At 63.2% G+C, this 17743-nt stretch carries 12 protein-coding genes and 2 pseudogenes; 8 read left to right on the forward strand and 6 right to left on the reverse strand.

The window, feature by feature from the left end; genetic code table 11:
- The first annotated feature begins 13 nt into the window (after positions 1–13).
- The 5 genes and pseudogenes from VWZ81_RS04830 to VWZ81_RS04850 form a co-directional block, all read left to right on the forward strand.
- Positions 14–520, forward strand: coding sequence for a peptidylprolyl isomerase (locus tag VWZ81_RS04830; protein WP_340545749.1), 507 nt, complete (start codon positions 14–16; stop codon positions 518–520).
- Entirely contained in the window at positions 513–1064 is a 552-nt protein-coding gene (locus VWZ81_RS04835) for a peptidylprolyl isomerase (RefSeq protein WP_340545748.1), read from the forward strand. The genes VWZ81_RS04830 and VWZ81_RS04835 overlap by 8 nt, the downstream gene beginning before the upstream one ends.
- Before the next feature lie 246 nt (positions 1065–1310).
- A pseudogene (locus VWZ81_RS04840) lies at positions 1311–1979 on the forward strand (DUF3179 domain-containing protein); the annotation flags it as partial.
- An 85-nt stretch (positions 1980–2064) separates the two neighbouring features.
- Positions 2065–3063, forward strand: a complete 999-nt coding sequence (locus tag VWZ81_RS04845) for an IS1595 family transposase (RefSeq protein ID WP_416542214.1) — start codon at positions 2065–2067, stop codon at positions 3061–3063.
- Between the two features lie 749 nt (positions 3064–3812).
- Positions 3813–4115: pseudogene (locus VWZ81_RS04850) on the forward strand (DUF3179 domain-containing (seleno)protein); the annotation flags it as partial.
- An 88-nt stretch (positions 4116–4203) separates the two neighbouring features.
- On the opposite strand, the gene VWZ81_RS04855 reads toward VWZ81_RS04850, so the two are convergent.
- The 6 genes from VWZ81_RS04855 to VWZ81_RS04880 form a co-directional block, all read right to left on the reverse strand.
- Complete coding sequence (locus VWZ81_RS04855) at positions 4204–5700, reverse strand: calcium-binding protein (protein ID WP_416542215.1); 1497 nt, start codon at positions 5698–5700, stop codon at positions 4204–4206.
- A gap of 225 nt (positions 5701–5925) precedes the next feature.
- Positions 5926–7170 carry a calcium-binding protein gene (locus tag VWZ81_RS04860; RefSeq protein ID WP_416542216.1) on the reverse strand — a complete coding sequence of 415 codons (1245 nt, stop codon included), beginning with the start codon at positions 7168–7170 and terminating at the stop codon, positions 5926–5928.
- Positions 7171–7417: 247 nt separating this feature from the next.
- Entirely contained in the window at positions 7418–7960 is a 543-nt protein-coding gene (locus VWZ81_RS04865) for a bactofilin family protein (protein ID WP_340545745.1), read from the reverse strand.
- Complete coding sequence (locus tag VWZ81_RS04870) at positions 7950–9281, reverse strand: DUF5930 domain-containing protein (protein ID WP_340545744.1); 1332 nt, start codon at positions 9279–9281, stop codon at positions 7950–7952. Before VWZ81_RS04870 ends, VWZ81_RS04865 begins: the two co-directional genes overlap by 11 nt.
- A 462-nt stretch (positions 9282–9743) precedes the next feature.
- Complete coding sequence (locus tag VWZ81_RS04875) at positions 9744–10622, reverse strand: ferritin-like domain-containing protein (protein ID WP_416542217.1); 879 nt, start codon at positions 10620–10622, stop codon at positions 9744–9746.
- Positions 10623–10778: 156 nt separating this feature from the next.
- On the reverse strand, positions 10779–11240 hold the full coding sequence (locus VWZ81_RS04880) for a peroxiredoxin (RefSeq protein ID WP_340545742.1): 462 nt from the start codon (positions 11238–11240) through the stop codon (positions 10779–10781).
- Positions 11241–11340: 100 nt separating this feature from the next.
- Between VWZ81_RS04880 and VWZ81_RS04885 the strand changes: the two genes are divergently transcribed.
- From VWZ81_RS04885 to VWZ81_RS04895, 3 genes are all read left to right on the forward strand, one after another.
- Complete coding sequence (locus tag VWZ81_RS04885; protein WP_416542218.1) at positions 11341–14997, forward strand: DUF3971 domain-containing protein; 3657 nt, start codon at positions 11341–11343, stop codon at positions 14995–14997.
- Positions 14998–15122: 125 nt separating this feature from the next.
- Complete coding sequence (gene queA, locus VWZ81_RS04890; protein WP_416542219.1) at positions 15123–16193, forward strand: tRNA preQ1(34) S-adenosylmethionine ribosyltransferase-isomerase QueA; 1071 nt, start codon at positions 15123–15125, stop codon at positions 16191–16193.
- Between the two features lie 249 nt (positions 16194–16442).
- On the forward strand, positions 16443–17717 hold the full coding sequence (locus VWZ81_RS04895; RefSeq protein ID WP_340545739.1) for an MFS transporter: 1275 nt from the start codon (positions 16443–16445) through the stop codon (positions 17715–17717).
- Positions 17718–17743 lie beyond the last annotated feature (26 nt).

The raw sequence follows: 17743 nt of genomic DNA on the forward strand, positions 1-17743 counted from the left end.
ACAGGAGGGCCACATGGCCGAGATCAAGGATCCCGAAAACACCATCATCATGGAGCTGAAAGACGGCAAGGTGGTGATCGAGCTGCTGCCCGATGTGGCCCCCCAGCACAGCGCACGCATGAAAGAGCTGGCCCGTGGCGGTGAATATGACAATGTGGCGTTTCACCGGGTGATCGACGGCTTTATGGCGCAGACCGGCGACGTGCAGCACGGCGATATGGAAGACGGGTTCAACCTGCGCATGGCAGGCACCGGCGGCTCTGACCTGCCGAATGTGCCGGCGGAATTCTCCAAGCTGCCGCATGACCGTGGCACGCTGGGCGCGGCGCGCTCCGCCAACCCGGATTCGGCCAATTCGCAGTTCTTCATCAACTTCAAGGACAACCATTTCCTTAACGGTCAGTACACGGTCTATGGCCGCGTGATCGAAGGTATGGAACATGTCGATGCGATCACCCGTGGCGAGCCGCCTGCGAACCCCGACCGCATGATCAGCGTCAAGGTGGCAGCCGATGTATAAGCTGGCAGCGGTATTTGCGCTGATGGCGGGGCCTGCGCTGGCCAGCGGTCTGGAGATCGCGGTCGAGGGCGAGGGCGCCAATGGCACCATCAAGATCGACCTTTTCGAGGATGTGGCCCCCAAACATGTCGAGCAGATCACCGCGCTGGCAGCCGAGGGCAAATATGATGGCGTGGTGTTTCACCGCGTGATCGAAGGCTTTATGGCGCAGACCGGTGATGTGGAATTCGGCAAGCTGGGTGGCGATATGCGCCGCGCAGGCATGGGCGGTTCCGAGCGCTCGGACCTGCCGGCCGAATTCTCCGATCTGGAGTTCGATCGCGGTGTCGTCGGCATGGCCCGCTCGCAGGATCCCGACAGCGCCAATTCGCAGTTCTTCATCATGTTTGCGCCGGGGCATTTCCTCAATGGTCAGTACACCATTGTGGGCAAGGTGACCGAGGGCATGGATGTGGTTGACGCGATCAAGCGCGGCAGCAGCAGTCAGAACGGCGCCGTTGTCGGCCAGCCCGATGTGATGAAGACCGTCACAGTAACCGAGTGATCCTGCGATCCGGCCTGCCGGATTGACCTGATATATATTGCAACGGCCCGTACCCTGCGTGGTGCGGGCCGTTTGCTGTTTCAGCTTGGGATACGCGCGCCTGTCACGGGCTTGTGCGGTGCATGTGAGGGGATTTTGCGGCAGGCTGTGCGCCTCAAGATCAGTTGCGAAGCTGGTCGCAGGTCAAGGGGGAGCGCAGAGATGTCACGGCTGGCGATAGGGAAACGGGATCCGCTGCGCGCCGGGATGGTCGGCGCTGTGCTGGCGGCTTTGCTGGTGATGCTGGGCGCTGTTAAGGCGGTGGCTGATCCGGCGCAATGGGCGCGGGAGTGGCCGCAGACCGATTTCAGCCGCTCCGCCGTGGCCAGCTGGGATGAGATCAAATCCGGTGGTCCGCCAAAGGATGGCATTCCGGCGCTGAGCGATCCGGCGTTTCACCCGGCGGCGCAGGTGACGGGGCTGAGCCCCGCCGAACCGGTGGTGGTGCTGGATCTGCCGGGGCAGGCGGCGCGGGCCTATCCGCTGCGCTATCTGATCTGGCATGAAATCGTCAATGACCGGGTGGGTGGCACGCCGGTTGCGATCACCTATTGTCCCTTGTGCAATTCCGCCACGAGCTTTGACCGGCGGGTGGCTGGCCGCACCCTGAGCTTTGGCGTCACCGGCAAGCTGCGCCAGTCCGATATGGTGATGTATGACCGCGAGAGCGAGAGCTGGTGGCAGCAGGCCACGGGCACCGGCATGGTGGGCGAAATGACGGGCCGGGAGCTGCGGCAGCTGCCGAGCTGGCTGGACAGCTGGCAGGCATTTCGCGCCGCCTACCCAGAGGGTCTGGTGATGGCTGAGCCGCGCCACAACCGCAGCTATGGCCGCAATCCCTATCAGGGCTATGACCGGTCGAACTGGCCGTTTCTTTAAGCGATGTCTGCATAACGTGTTGGTTGGTTCCGATTTGAAGGATTAGGCCAATATCGCCTCTGAACGACAAATTAGAGGCATTATGAAAAAGAAATCCTTCGACAGAATCCTGAAAGGGCTTCGCGGCCTAACACCTGATCAAGCGGTTACGCTCCTTCAGTCGGTCCAGGAAATGGCTGCGAACAACGATGCAAGGACTGCGATTGACACCCAAGGCAGAGAGGCTTGCTGCCCGCACTGCCGATCCCCGAACAGGCAGAAATGGGGTCGCACGCGCACTGGCGCACAGCGCTATCGTTGCAACCAATGCGGCACGACCTTCAACGGTAGAACCGGCAGTTCAATCGCGCACCTGCAACGGCTTGATCTGTTCTACAGGGTTCTGGAGGACATGCTTACTGCGGCCACTCCCGGCTCTGTCCGGCAATTGGCCCGGAGATTTGGCATCAGCAAAGACACAGCCTGGAGGTGGCGAAAAATCATCCTGCGGGTGCTATCGCAATCCATCACGCCACTCTCCGGAATCGTCGAAGTGGATGAGACTTTCGTTAAAGAAAGCCGGAAAGGCAGCCGTGAATGGGTGCGGCACGAGCGCGATCCGGCCAACAACCCCAAACCGCCCCGCCTGCGCTGGTATGAATACAAACTGACGGGTGCGCTGCAAAAGCGCGGGCTGAGCCGGTGGCAATTACCAGTTCTGACTGCGGTTGATCGTGCCGGAAACCGCTATGCAGAGCATTTGCCTGACAGGCGTGAACAGACAATCAATAACAGCTTATTGCCGATCATCTGCCCAGATGCAGCGCTCTGTTCAGATGGTTTTCCTGCGTATTCCAAGTTTGCCAAGGCCACTGGCCTTTCGCATTTCGTGCTCGGCACCAAGCCCGGCACACGTAAGATCCAGCAGAGCTTTCACATACAAAACGTGAACGCTCTACATTCGCGCCTAAAGGCCTTCCTTCGCCCCTTTAAGGGACCAGCCAAGAAATATCTCGGCGGCTATGTGGATTGGTATTTCGCTCGTGAGAATACGGAAGTTGATTGTGCACTTAGCCGCTTGCTGGATTGCGCCAAACCATAAGCGCAAAGTGCTTAAATTTCCCAGCGTAGTTGGGAAGCGCGACCCGATGATCGAATCCATCGGACAGAGCAACGTTGATGCTTGCAGATGGGCCCATTGCTCCAAATAGATGGGGGTGCCCCCATTCTTTGGCCCCTTCTTCCAAGGCCTTTTTCTGGAATGTAGTGGTCCCAGATCGCTCACGCTTTCCCGGAAATGGCAGAGCAATTGCCACTCCCTCCAAACCGGCTTTCTCGGCCAGAGTTTTCAAGGAAACCAGTAGGGGAGAGAGTTCTGGACCCAACGATTGGTGGCCCGCTCCAGCCGTAAGAAGCATGCGGCATACGTATAGCCAACTGCCGGCCGGGTCATGTGAAATCCCAGATCCGTCTCTGGTAGCTGTAATCCAATCGTGTGTTGTCAAAGCAACGCGGGGCTGCAGACGTATGGCGTTCGCATACCCGATAATGCGCCCTCCATTTTCACTCACAAAAGCTCCTTGGGGAAATCTATCGAAGCATGCGTTGACAGTGGCACACGAATGCTCCGGATGAACAAAGGCAACGCTTCGTTGGCCAAGAGTGTCCACTCCTGGATTATCCTGCAGCTTCACGATGGCATTCAAGTCATCGTGGATAACCATTCGCGCAGACATTGTCACAAAAGGACCCTCCTGAGTAGAAGTTGATTATATTAAGCAAAATCAAAGGATCAACTCTACAACTCCCTGTGCACGCAACACTGAGCCAACACGCGGTGCAGACATCGCTTTTCTTTATGATGGCGCGCCGCCGCCCCATGGTATCGCGCCGCTGGCGCGTGTGGTGCGGGTGGGGGACCGGGCCTGGCCCCTGGCGCGCTTGGCTAAGGCCGGGGAAATCCGCGAGGCGGGGGTGGTCCTCAGCTGGCGGGCCGGGCAGGCCTCGGCGCTGGATGCCGGGCAGCTGGGCAAGGGGCGCGACGTCGGATCGGTGCGGGTGCGGGGACAGAACGGTGCGGATCTGGCCCATGATGTGATGTTTGCCTTTGCCTATCATGCTTTCTGGCCCAAGGGGCGCTGGATGCTGGAGTGAGGAGGCGGTGCTCAACCGAGTTCTGCACGAAAAAGAGGGCGCACCGGCAAAGGCGCGCCCATAGCCATATTCTGAGAGCGGTACCTAATCAGAACAGGAAGTTATCGGTATCCATCAGCTGATCGACGGTCACGCCTTCGACCAGCAGGGAGACATTGGCGAAGGTGACGCGCACATCCGCGCCGAGCTGTGCAAATCCAAGGTGATCGATGCGGGTTGCACCGCGGGTGATCTCGATCACATCCTCGCCAAGGCGGAAATCGGTGATGATGTCCTGACCGGAACCACGGCCAAAGACAAAACTGTCGGCACCGCTGCCGCCGGTCAGGCGGTCATGGCCGGACTGTCCGATGAGCCGGTCGGCGCCGTCGCTGCCAAACAGCGTGTCATGCCCGCGCCCGCCCAGCAGGAGATCATCGCCGGCATCGCCGCGCATCACGTCGTGGCCACCGCCGCCGCTGAGCCGGTCGCTGCCGGTACCGGCGGTCATCGTGTCATTGCCGCGCCCACCGGTCAGGCTGTCGTCGCCGGTTCCGCCGGTGATCAGATCGCGCCCGTTGCCACCGTCAAGCCGGTCATTGCCGTCGCCGCCATCAAGCGTGTCGGCGCCACTACCGGCCCTCAGCGTGTCATGGCCTGCGTTGCCGTCAAGGCTGTCGTGGCCGCTGCCGCCGATCAGCAGGTCATTGGCATTTTCGGCCGGGCCAATCTCGTTGTCGCCACGCAGGGTGTCATTGCCAGCGCCGCCGATCAGCGTGTCATTGCCAAGGCTGCCACGCAGGTTGTCGTGACCGGCCTCACCGGAGAGGTGATCGTCCCCCAGCTCGCCGTCGAGGAAATCATTGTTGCGCCCGCCCGACAGGGTGTCGGCGCCGGTGCCGCCCAGCAGGAAATCCCTGCCCGCGCCGCCGGTGATGCTGTCATTGCCGCCCCGGCCATGGATCATGTCGGAGCTGTTGCTCTCCGCCGCGTTGCGGGTGGTCAGGATATCGTCGGCGCTGCCGCCTTCCTGAATATGCAGGGTCTGGGTGGCGAGGCGCACCGTCTCCACGCTGAGCAGCAGGTCCTGTCCGGCCCGCGTCGTGAGCTGCGCGCCTGCGATGTCGTCAAAGGCAAAGCTGTAGCTGGTGATCCCCTCCGCCAGTCGCAGCTCATCCTCGCCGGGGCCGCCGATGATGGTATCATTGCCGCCGCCTGCCTGAATGGTGTCGTTGCCGCCAAACCCCTGGATCCGCTCGCCACCGTTCCAGGCCGAGGTGATGGTGTCATCCCCCGCCAGCGCCAGTGCCAGCAGCGAATAAAGGTCACTGGTGGCAATCATCTGCGAGGGCAGGCTGAAGCCGCTGACTGACAGGATCAGGGTCTGGTGGTGGAACAGGGCAAAGCTGTTGAGCGGGCTGTCCGCAGTCAGATTGCCGGTCTCGTCAAAGGTGAACCTGCCCTGAAACACCAGCACAAAGTCGCGGTATTGCACGGCGATCTGGGTCTCGGATGTGCTGAGAACAGCCACTTTGGTAAAGTCGAAGTCATTGAAATCAAACGGCGGCGCCATATTTGACGCGGCCGCTACAAAAAGCTCTGCCATGGTCTGACCTGCTGCCTGAATGTCCGTTGCATCTTTTTGATGCTTTTGTCGGAAACCTAGGGGGCGGGTCTGGATCGGGGAAGTCTCGGGTTAACGAATAATTAACCTTTGTTAATTCTGTTGCGAAAACTCTGCACCGTGTGCACGGCGGACATGTCGCCTGTGGTATTGAAAAAGGCGCCCCGATTGGGGGCGCCCTTGGTCAGTGCAGATCTGCGATATCGCTCAGAAGAGGAAATTGTCCGCCGCCTCGATCTGCTCAAGCGTGCTGTTCTCGACCAGAATGGTGACATCGGCGAAGGCAATCTGAACATCGGCGCCCAGCTGGGTGAAGGTGAGATCCTCGACCCCATCCGCGCCACGCCCGATCTGAATAAGATCCTCGCCAAGGGTGAAATCGGTGATGACATCGCTGCCATAGCCACGATGGAAGACAAAGGTATCGGCGTGAGCGCCGCCGGTCAGCGTATCGTCACCCTCCTGACCGATCAGCCGGTCGCTGCCGCCATCACCATAGAGGCGGTCGTCTCCCTGGCCGCCCAGGAGTGTATCCTGGCCGGAGTTGCCGCGCAGGAGGTCGTGACCTGACTGACCGCGCAGCTGGTCATTACCGCCGCCGCCGATGAGTTTGTCACCGTGGGACCCGCCGACGATAATATCGTTGCCAAGATCGCCAGCCAGCCAGTCACGCCCGGTGCCGCCAAGCAGGAGATCATCCCCATCGCCGCCTTTCAGCGTGTCATGGCCCGTGCCGCCGAGCAGGCGATCGTTGCCTTCTTCGCCCAGCAGCATGTCGCGCCCGGAGAGGCCAGAGAGCGTATCGGCGCCACGTCCACCAAGCATCATGTCGCTGGTCAGCTGGGCATCCTGATCGCCGCTCAGCGTGTTGTCGAAACTGCTGCCGGTGCGCAGCGCGAAGCTGCGATTGGCAAATTGCAGCTGTTCGATCGACACCAGCGTGTCGCGGCCATCGGCGGACTCCAGCGTGATGGTTCCATAGAAGGACGACGCGGAAGCGCGGCCAAAATTGTCGTTGATGATCAAACGATCGGTGCCAGTGCCGCCATTTACATAGTCATTGCCGGTGCCAAGGCTGATGACATCGTCGCCGCCATAGGCCAGCCAGCGGTTGCCCTCGGTCATGTTGGAGGTGATGGTATCATCACCGGTCAGCAGCGCAGCTTCGAGAGCGCTGCCGCTGGACGAGGCGAACCGATAGAAGTTCATCGAAAATTCGCTGAAGGAATAGACCGTTGTCCTGCCGGTCGCCACGGACATGGAGTTCACGGTCCACAGGTAGGGAGAGGATGAGGTGAAGGTTCCGGTCAGGGTGACCGAGGTATCGCTGGGGGAGGTAAAGTACAGCCGGTTGCTGGTTCGGCTACTCAGGCTGAGACCTGCAAACCCAAGATCGTTGATGCCATCCAGGGTCAGCGTTCCGGTGGGATCATTTACAGTAAAAATTGCCATAACAGAAAGAGATCCTGATGAGAGATGCAGCAGACCAAATGCCTGCAACTTTAACGGTCTCGTACAGTGAGCAACCTATGCCTGCAAGATCCGCGCCTAAGAATCGCGCTGCATTCACCGGGCGACGTCGCGTCCGCATGCTGGGATAGTCGGGTCAGACGGGCAGATGACCATGGCGCAGCAAAAACGCCGCAGGCGGAACCTGCGGCGTTGATTTTTTGTCGATACGGCCAATGGAAGGCTCGGATCAGCCCTCGGCTTTATGCGCGGCGGTGGCTGCGGAGACGGCGGCGGAGGGGGCCGGTGCCGGGGCTGCGGCGCGGGGCGCTGCGGCTTTGCCGGGGTTCAGCGGGTCGTCCTGACGCTGCACGGAGCCTTCGAAATGGGCGCCGCTTTCGATTGCGATGGTCTTGTGGATGATGTCGCCTTCGACGCGGGCGGTCGAGGTCAGGCGTACCTTCAGGCCGCGCACACGACCGACGATGCGACCATTGATCACCACGTCATCGGCGGTCACTTCGCCCTTGATGGTGGCGCTTTCGCCAATGGTCAGCAGATGGGCGCGAATATCGCCTTCGACGGTGCCTTCGACCTGGATATCGCCGGTGGTCTTGAGGTTGCCGGTGATGTGCAGATCCGAGCTGAGCACGGAGGCCGGTGGCTTGGCCTTGGGCGCGGTGGCCTTGAAATCGCTGGCGGGCGGAACCGGAGCGGAAGACGGCGCAGGTGCCGCAGGGGTTGCTTCGGCCGCTTTCTGGCCGGGCTCGTTGATTTTGCTTTTAGAAAACATTTCTCGCAGCCTTGATATAGATCATCGGGTTTACGGGGTTGCCATTGACCCGAACCTCGTAGTGGAGGTGGGTCCCGGTGGACCGTCCGGTGTTACCCATATCAGCAATGTGATCCCCGCGCGAGACCCTTTGACCGACCTTCACGCGGAGTTTCGAATTATGGGCATATTTCGTCTCAATGCCAAAGGCATGTTGAATTGTCACAAGTTTTCCGTAGCCGGATTGCCAGCCGGCATGAGTCACCACGCCATCGGCGGTGGCAAAGATATCGGTGCCGGTCTGTCCGGCGAAATCGGAGCCTTTGTGCAGGCGGCGGCCGCCGGTTTTGGGGTCGCGACGATAACCAAAGCCGGAGCTGCGGCGCACCAGGTTGAGGTTCACCGGCGAGGCGAAAGGCGCTTTCTGCGCGGCCAGCCGATAAAGGTTCAGCTGGTTCATCTGGTGCAGCAGGTCGTTGGCTCTGCGCTCTTCGCGGGTGGGTTCCTCACCGCGCGTGGACAGGGCTAAAGGGCTGAGCGGACCGCCCTGACCGCTGTAACCGCGCCGGACCTGTTCAAGGATACGGTCGGTGGGCATTCCGGCGCTGCGGAACATCTTGTCGAGGGGGGCGACGGAGACTTCCATCGCCTCTTCCAGCTGGCGGAAGATCTGATCGTTGCGCTCATCCATCAGCCGCAGTTCCAGCTCCAGCGCGTCGCGCTGTTCAAGCGCGGATTGGGCATTGGCTTCGATCTGGTCACGCTCCGCGGCGGTTTCGGCCAGCGCCTCGGCCATGAATTCCATCTGCACGGGCGCGCTGACGGCCATCAGCTGGGCCGGGCTGTCGGCGGCGGTTTCCTGTTTCAGCGCGGCGAGGGCGTCGCGAGCGGCTTCGCGATCCTTCATGGTCTGGCGCAGAGTGGTCTGGATCACCTCGATGCCGGTTTCCAGCTCACGGCGGCGGGTCTCGGAGGCCAGCAGCTCGGATTGCATGGAGGAAATCTGCGTCAGAGCGGCGTTGAACCGTTCCTGGGCGGCCAGCGCCTCGGCGGCGCGGTCGTTGCGCTCGCTCGACAGCGCATTGAGCCGCGCACGATAGGTCATCTGGTCGCGCTTGGCCTGTTCGCGGAAATTGCCGGAGCCGATGCTGTCCATCAGCACGATGGCGGTGGCGACGATGGACCAGGCCACCAGCAGCGCCATGCCGGCAAAGGCGATGAGCTGGGTTTCGGAGCGCAGCCGGATGAAACGGGTATCCGTGTCGGATTTAAGGAACACACGTCGCTCCGGGAAACGACGTTCAAGAAATGCGTGAATTTTGATTGCCAGACGTGTTCGCACGCTTTGGTCCTTGTCCTGCCCCAGTTGTCGCACTGCCTGTACCGGCGCTCCTCCTGCCGGTGTGACGGTCGGTTCCGGTCCCCCTCGGAGCGCCCCTGTCGCAGTGCCTGGACGCGCAGATACGCGCCATGGCGAAAGGGAATAGCCAGCCGGAGGAATTTGGGCAAGCCTGTTGGCCCGGTGTTCGGCGGGAGGGCGCGGAAACCGCGCGGCAGGGCGAAGATCAGCGGGCGAATGAGCGAAAAATCGCCGATAGCCGCCCGATCCTTGGTGTGAGGCCGGTAATGGGGCTGCGGCGGTCGGTCTGCCGACACGGGGCAGGCTTACCGGATCGGAGGGGTGTTCAGGTCAGGTTGCTGGACCGTCTGCGGCGTCCTGCGCCGGCCGCTGGGAGCGCGCGCTATTGGCCACTTCGCGGAGCCGATGGCGCCGCGCCCCGCGCCTGTTGCGGCTGTGGGTGGCCTAGCGCAGGGCCGGGGGCTTCATCGGGATATCTTCGGTGAGCGGCCAGTAGAAATCGGGCGGAATGCCGGCCTCGGCACGTTTTTCCTCGTTGAAGGGCGGTTTCAGATGGCCATGGAAATATCGACCGACGAGATCGTGAAAGACCTCTTTCGGGTCCAGATTGTCGCGCCCGCAGAGGAAATGGAACCATTTCGATCCATAGGCCACATGGCTGACCTCTTCGGCGTAGATCACCTCCAGTGCGTCTACCGCCTGGGTGAGCTTGGCCTTGCGGAAAATCTCGATCATGCCGGGGGTCACATCCAGGCCGCGCGCCTCAAGCACCATCGGCACAACGGCGAGCCGGCCCATCAGATCCTCGGCGGTGTCCTCGGCGGCGCGCCACATGCCGGCATGGGCCGGAAGATCTCCGTAATGGCTGCCCAGTGCCTCAAGGCAATCACACATCAGATTGAAATGTTTGGATTCTTCATCTGCCGCCTTGACCCAGTCGTCAAAGAAGCCAAGCGGCATCGGCACATGAGAAAAGCGGGCGATGATGTCCCAGTGCAGATCCACCGCATTCAGTTCGATATGGGCTACCGCATGTAGCAGCGCCTTGCGGCCGGCCTCTGATCCGGGGCGGCGGCGCGGCACATCGCGGGGGTTCAGCAGCTCCGGGCGCTCGGGGCGGGCCGGGTGCAGCGGCGGGTTGGCGGTGCCGATCTCGATCTTATCCGCATCACCGGCGCGCGAGGCAAACCAGTGCGCGGCGTGGCGACGCGACAGCGCGCTTTTCTCGCGCCCGTCGGCGGTGGTCAGCACCTGCTGCGCCATCTGCGCAAGGGTGAGCGGGGCGGTGGTCTCGGCTGCGGTCTGCGGGGCGTCGCTGGTCATCTGGGCGGGTCCGTTACTGGCGGTGGGCTGCTCTTGTCCCTCCCTGCCACCGGCGGCTGTGGCGCGCAACCCGATAGGCGGCCCCGCGTCAGGCCGATCTGGATCAGCGGGGCGGCCGGCACGGTGGGCGGAATGGCTGGCGGGATGGGGCCGCGTTCAGAGCGCCTGCGCCGCCTCCAGCACCTCGGCGACATGGCCGTCAACCTTCACCTTGCGCCAGATCCGGGCGATATTGCCCTCGGCATCGATGAGGAAGGTCGAGCGTTCGATCCCCCAGTGTTTCTTGCCGTACATGTTCTTTTCTTTCCAGACGCCATAATCCTCGCAGGTGGTGCCGTCGGCGTCGGACAGAAGCGGCGTGGTCAGCCCGTGTTTGGCGACAAATTTGTCGTGTTTGGCAACCGGATCCTTGGAGATGCCATAGACCACGGTTCCGGCATCGGCAAAGGCCTGCAGGTGCTCGGAAAATCCGATGGATTCCTTGGTGCAGCCCGGGGTATCATCGCGGGGGTAGAAAAACAGGACAACGGCCTTGCCGCGCAGCTCCTCCAACGTCACGGTGCCACCGCCGTCGCGGGGCAGGTTAAAGGAGGGCGCTGGGTCTGAGGGGGCGAGCATAAGTTAAGGTCTCCAAAACGGTTTCGCAGGGTTTGCGTGCCATAGTTAGGCCATCACGGGCAAAGGGAAAGCAAGGATTAAACCGGTCTCACCCATAGCGGTGGATCCCGAGCGGGAGCCATCTTCCTCTGTGTCGGCGCAGGCCACGCAGGAGGCTGCACCCGATGGGGCTGCGGCGGATGAGGATGTGGCTGTTGCGCGCGCCGTGCCGCCGCCGGAGGGGGTTGTCTATCTGGGCCCCGATGAGGCGCCACCGGCAGAACCGGTGGAACAGGCGGTGCCGGTGCCGGGGCCTCGTGCGTCGGACGGGATTTCGGCCGGGGATCTGGGCATTCCTGCGGCGGCAGGGGCTGATCTGCCGCCCGCGGCGACGGAGCGCGCGCGGCCCGAACGGCGACTGCTGCGGCGGATGCTGCGCAGTGCGACCATCACCGCTGTGCTGCTAGCGCTGCTGGCAAGCGGGGTTGTCTTTCTCGGGCTGGGCACGCGCATAGATGCGCCGGACTGGCTGCGCGACCGGGTGGAGCGGCGGATCGAGCAGCACCTCGGCGGTCTGAGCATTGAATTCGGTGCTATTCATCTGGTGGTGAACCGGGGCTGGCGGCCCCGTGTCAGCCTGCGCGATGTGACCCTGCGCGATGAGACCGGCGCGCGGGTGGCGCGGCTGGCGGACGCGCAGGCCTCGCTGGCGATGCGGCCGCTGCTGCGCGGGCAGATCCGACCCAAGACGATCATGCTGAGCGGTCTTTACGGCACGCTGCGGCGCGACAACAGTGGCGGCCTGGCGCTGAGTTTGGCCGAGGGGGAGGCGCCGCTGCGGCAGGCCGCCACCCTGCCTGCGCTGATCGAACAATGGGACCGGCAGCTGGAACTGCCGGTGCTGTCGGCGCTGGTTGCGGTGGAGACCGAGGCGCTGACCCTACGCTATGAGGACGCGCGGCTGGGTCGGGTCTGGACGCTGGATGGCGGCAGCATCCGCATGGGCCGCAGCGGACAGGAGATTGAGCTGGCCGCCGGGTTCTCGCTGTTGAGCGGGCGCGATTATGTCGGCACGGTCGAGGCGAATTACAGGTCAGCCATTGGCGACAAGGCGGCGGATTTCGGTGTCCTGGTCAATTCGGTGGCGAGCAAGGATATCGCCGCCCAGAGCGCCGCGCTCGGCTGGCTGGATATTCTCGACGCGCCGATTTCTGGATCCCTGCGCGGCGCGATCAGCAGCGAGGGTGCCCTGCTGCCGGTCTCTGCCAGCTTGCAGATTGGCGAGGGGGTGATCCAGCCCACCGCCGCCACCCGCCCGGTGCCGATCACCGGCGCGCAGAGCTATTTCACCTATCTGCCCGCGCGGCAGGAGCTGCAGTTCAACGAGCTGTCGGTGAACAGCGGCTGGGGCTCCGGCTCGATGGAGGGGCGGGCGCGGCTGATCGGGGTGGAGAACGGCCAGCTCACCGATCTGGTGGGGCAGCTGCGGTTTCAGGACCTGAGCCTCAATCCGGCGAAACTCTATGAGGCGCCGCTGGATCTGGCCGGGGTGACGGCGGATTTCAAGCTTGAGATGGCGCCGTTTCGGCTGCGTCTGGGCGAGATGCTGGTGCGTGACGGTGAGACGCGGATCCTGCTGGATGGCGAGATTTCGGCGGGGCAGACCGGCTGGGATTACGCGCTGAACGGACGCGCCAACCGGATGACCGCCGAGCGGCTGAAAGAGGTCTGGCCTGCCGCAGCCCCGCCAAAGCCGCGCGAATGGGTGCGCGAGAACCTGCTGGCAGGCTATGCGCGCGATGTGAATTTCGCGCTGCGTGGCCAGGGCACGGCAAAGCCGTTTGTCTATCTGGATCTGGCATTCGAGGAGGCGGCGGTCCGGTTTCAGAAAACGCTGCCGCCGCTGCGCGATGCGGCCGGGCAGTTCAGCCTTTATGGCAACCGTCTGGTGGTGATGGCGACAAAGGGCTGGGTGACAGCGGATCAGGGCGGGCGCGTGGATGCGGCGGGTACGTCGTTCATCATTCCTGACACTTCGGTGAAGGACGGCGCGCCGGGGATTGCCCGGATCGAGGCCACAGGCCCGGTGACGGCGGCGCTGTCGCTGCTCAACCGTCCGCCGCTTTCGGTGATGGACAAGGCCGGGTTGCCGGTGGATCTGGCGACGGGGCAGGTTGCGATCAGCGGCACGCTGGCGGTGCCCCTGCGCAAGGGCGTCACGCCCGAGGAGATCACCTATCACTACCGGGGGCGCCTGCGTGATGTCAGCAGCGATGTGCTGGTGCCGGGTCAGCGCGTGGCGGCGAAGGCCCTGAGCCTGAGCGGCAATCAGGACCATGTGCAGATCGAGGGCGGCGGCGCGCTTTCCGGGGTGCCGGGCAGCCTGATCTGGCGGCAGGCGGTGGGACCGGCGGCGGAGCGGGCGGTTGCGGCTGCGGGCGGGGCCGCGCCGGTGCGGGTCAGCGGCACCATCGAACTGTCGCAGAACACGATTGATACGTTTGATATCGGCCTGCCTGCGGGATCGGTATTCGGACGCGGCGAAGGCCGTTATGAGGTGGTGATCGACAAGGGGCAGGCGCCGCGGCTGACCCTGGAAAGCGATCTTGCGGGGCTGGGGCTGCGCATTCCGGCGCTGAGTTGGCGGCTGAGCGAGGCAGGCACCGGCCAGCTGAAACTCAGCGCGACCCTTGGGGAGACGCCGGATGTGCAGGCGCTGTCGCTGGAGGCGGCGGGGCTGCGGGCGGCCGGTGCCATCACGCTGGAGCCGGGCGGTGGTCTGCGCCGGGCGCGGTTTGACCGCGTCGACTTGCAGGGCTGGTTCCGGGGCGCTGTCGATCTGGTGGGGCGCGGCGCGCGGTCGCCGGCCATTAATGTGCTGAACGGGGTGCTGGATCTGCGGCAGATGCCCGATGGTTCCGGCGGCAGTGGCAGCAGCGGTGGTGCCTCTGGCGGCACCGGGCCGATCAGCCTGCAACTGGACCGGATGCAGGTCACCGACAGTATCGCGCTCACCGGTTTTGCCGGGCGGTTTTCCACCACTGGGGGTCTCAACGGCAACTTCACCGCGGCGCTGAACGGGCAGACCGGGGTCAGCGGCGTGGTGGTGCCCAAAGATGGTGGCTTTGCCACCCGGATCCAGTCTCAGGATGCCGGTGGGGTGTTCCGCGCGGCGGGGGTGCTGCGCCATGGCTCTGGCGGGACATTCGACATGTCGCTGGTGCCGGCCCCCGGCGCCCCCGGCGAATATGACGGCCAGATCGAGGTCAAGAACACCCGGATCAAGGACGCCCCCGCAATGGCGGCGCTGCTGAATGCGGTCAGCGTTGTCGGGCTGATCGACGCGCTGGCCGGGCAGGGCATTCTGTTCACCACGGTGGAGGCGAGGTTCAGGCTGGGGGCGACCCATCTGATTGTCCATGAAAGCAGCGCGGTGGGGCCGTCGATCGGCCTGTCGATGGACGGCAATTACGATCTGGAGCGCAGCGTGCTGAACATGCGCGGGGTGGTCTCGCCGATTTATCTGCTCAACGCCATCGGCCGCGTCTTTACCCGCAAGGGTGAGGGGCTGATCGGCTTTGCCTTTACGCTGAAGGGCACGGCGGATGATCCTCAGGTGCAGGTGAACCCGCTGTCGGGGCTGGCGCCGGGGATGTTCCGCGAGCTGTTTCGCGGACCGGCGCCGCGGCTGCCGGGGGAGGAGCCGCCAGCCCCCGCCGTGCCACGCGCCGAACGCGACAGGCCGAGCTATTCGGTTTCGCCGGGCGAAGACCGCTAGGGCGACCCGCTGCCATCGGGCCATCCATGGGCCATTCTAAGGCGATCCATGGGCGGTGTGCCGATCGAGGACAAAGGTGCAAAACCTATTGGCCAAGGGCCGCGCAACAGCCTATATCGCAGCCTATGAAACTCAGTGATTTTGACTTCGATCTCCCCGATGACCGCATTGCCACCCGTCCGGCAGTGCCGCGCAGTTCCGCGCGGCTGCTGGTGGCCGAGGGCGATAGCATCAGCGACGCGCGTGTTGCCAATCTGGGCCAGTGGCTGCGCCCCGGTGACCGGCTGGTGCTGAATGACACCAAGGTGATTCCCGCGCGGCTGAGCGGGCTGCGCCACCGCGACACCGCACAGGGGCCGATGGCCGCCAAGGTGGAGGTCACGCTGCTGGATCCCGGCGCCGATGGCAGCTGGGCGGCGCTGCTGAAGCCGTTGAAAAAGGTCAAACCGGGCGAGGAGATCGTGTTCTCCGAGGCGCTGAGCGCGACATTGGAGCGGGTCGAGGACGGGCAGGGCTACCTGACGTTCAATCTGAGTGGCACCGATTTCGATGCGGCTCTGGCCGAGGCGGGGGCGATGCCGCTGCCGCCTTATATCGCGGCCAAGCGGCCAGCGGATGAGCAGGACAAGACCGATTACCAGACCGTCTGGGCGCGCAATTCCGGCGCGGTGGCGGCGCCGACAGCCTCGTTGCATTTCGACGAGGCGCTGCTGGCAGAGCTGAAGGCCATGGGGGTCGAGATCAGCTATGTGACCCTGCATGTGGGGGCAGGCACCTTCCTGCCGGTCAAGGTCGAGGATGTGACCACCCACCGGATGCACGCCGAATGGGGCCGCGTCAGCGCCGAGGCCGCCGCCGAGATTGCCGCAACCAAGGCCGCAGGTGGCCGGGTGATCCCGGTTGGCACCACGGCGCTGCGGCTGATCGAAAGCGCCGGGCAGAGCGGTGCAATCGAGCCCTGGGAAGGCGATACCGACATCTTCATCTATCCCGGTTTCACCTTCCATGTGGCGGATGCGCTGATGACCAATTTCCACCTGCCGAAATCGACGCTGTTGATGCTGGTCTCGGCGCTGATGGGGCAGGACCGGATCCGGGCGATTTATGACCATGCGCTGGCAGAAAACTACCGCTTCTTTTCCTATGGCGATGCGTCGCTTTTGATACCGCCGGTGGCGGAGATGTCGCAGACCTGAGGGATAATTTCAGCGAGAAGCATTTTTAACTGGTCTGGGCTATGGTCCTGCCGGATCCAATTGTCACCGGGTTTGCGATGGGCACACCCGGTTTTTGGGGTCTCTTGGTCATGAAGCTGCCATAAGACCCTGTTCATAACGGCGCCGGGCGATTGCGATGCCCGTGACCAATTCACCAGGACCCCGGAGCGGGCCCAGAGCCCGTTCGGCGCGCTCTGGTACGGACAAGCGAAGTAGGAGAGACGGGCAATGTGGCAGGTGCTGTCGAGCGCATGGGCGCTGCTTTTGGGTATGGGTATGCTGATGGTCGGCAACGGTCTTCAGGGGACCCTGCTGGGCGTTCGGGGTGAGATCGAGGGGTTTTCTACCCTCGAGATGTCCTTTGTCATGTCGGCTTATTTTGTCGGCTTTCTGGGCGGATCGCGTCTGGCGCCGGAGATGATCCGGCGGGTCGGCCATGTGCGGGTCTTTGCGGCGCTGGCCTCGTTCATCTCGGCGGTGATGATCCTTTATCCGGCAATCACCAACCCGGTGGCCTGGATGCTGGGCCGGGTGCTGATCGGTTTCTGTTTCTCCGGCGTGTATGTCACCGCCGAAAGCTGGCTCAACAATGCCTCTGACAATGCCAACCGGGGCAAGGCGCTGTCGCTCTATATGATCGTGCAGATGATCGGCATCGTCAGCGCGCAGGCGCTGTTGCTGGTCGGCGATCCCTCGGGATATGAGACCTTTGTCATCGCCTCGGTGGTGGTTTCGGTCTCCTTTGCCCCCATTCTGCTGTCGATCTCGCCAACCCCGGCCTTTGACCGGACCAAGCCGATGACCCTGCGCCAGCTGATGGATGCCTCGCCGCTGGGCTGTGTGGGCATGTTCCTGCTGGGGGGCGTGTTCTCGGCGCAATTTGGCATGAGCGCGGTCTATGGCGCTGCGGCCGGGCTGAGTCTGACGCAGATTTCGATCTTCGTTGCGACCTTCTATGTGGGGGCTGTGCTAATGCAATACCCGCTGGGGTGGATGTCGGACCGGATGGACCGGCGGATCCTGATCCTGTTTGGCGCGGCGGTTGCCGGCGGTGCTGCGATCGGGGCGATGATACTGGGGGCTGATTTCCGTTTCCTGCTGATTGCGGCCTTCCTGATCGGGGGCATGACCAACCCGCTTTATTCGCTGCTGATTGCCCATACCAACGATTATCTCGACTATGACGACATGGCGGCGGCCTCGGGCGGGCTGGTGTTCATCAACGGGCTGGGCGCTGTCGCCGGGCCGCTGATCACCGGCTGGCTGATGGGGGATGAGGTCTTTGGTGCGCCGGGGTTCTTCCTGTTTACCGCGCTGCTGCTGCTTATGCTGGCGGTCTATGCTGCCTATCGCACAACCCAGCGCCCGGCGATTCCCACCGAAGAGACCGGGATCATGTCTGCGATGTCGCCGACGGCCTCTCCTGTTGCGGTTGAGTTCGCCCAGGAATATGCCATCGAGGCGGACATCGAGGAGCAAGAAGCCGCCGCCGAAGCGAGCTGATTGCGCTAACTCACGGGAACTGTGGC

Origin of the sequence: Phaeobacter sp. JH20_34, assembly GCF_048056095.1 — a bacterium.
GTDB lineage: Bacteria > Pseudomonadota > Alphaproteobacteria > Rhodobacterales > Rhodobacteraceae > Phaeobacter > Phaeobacter bryozoorum.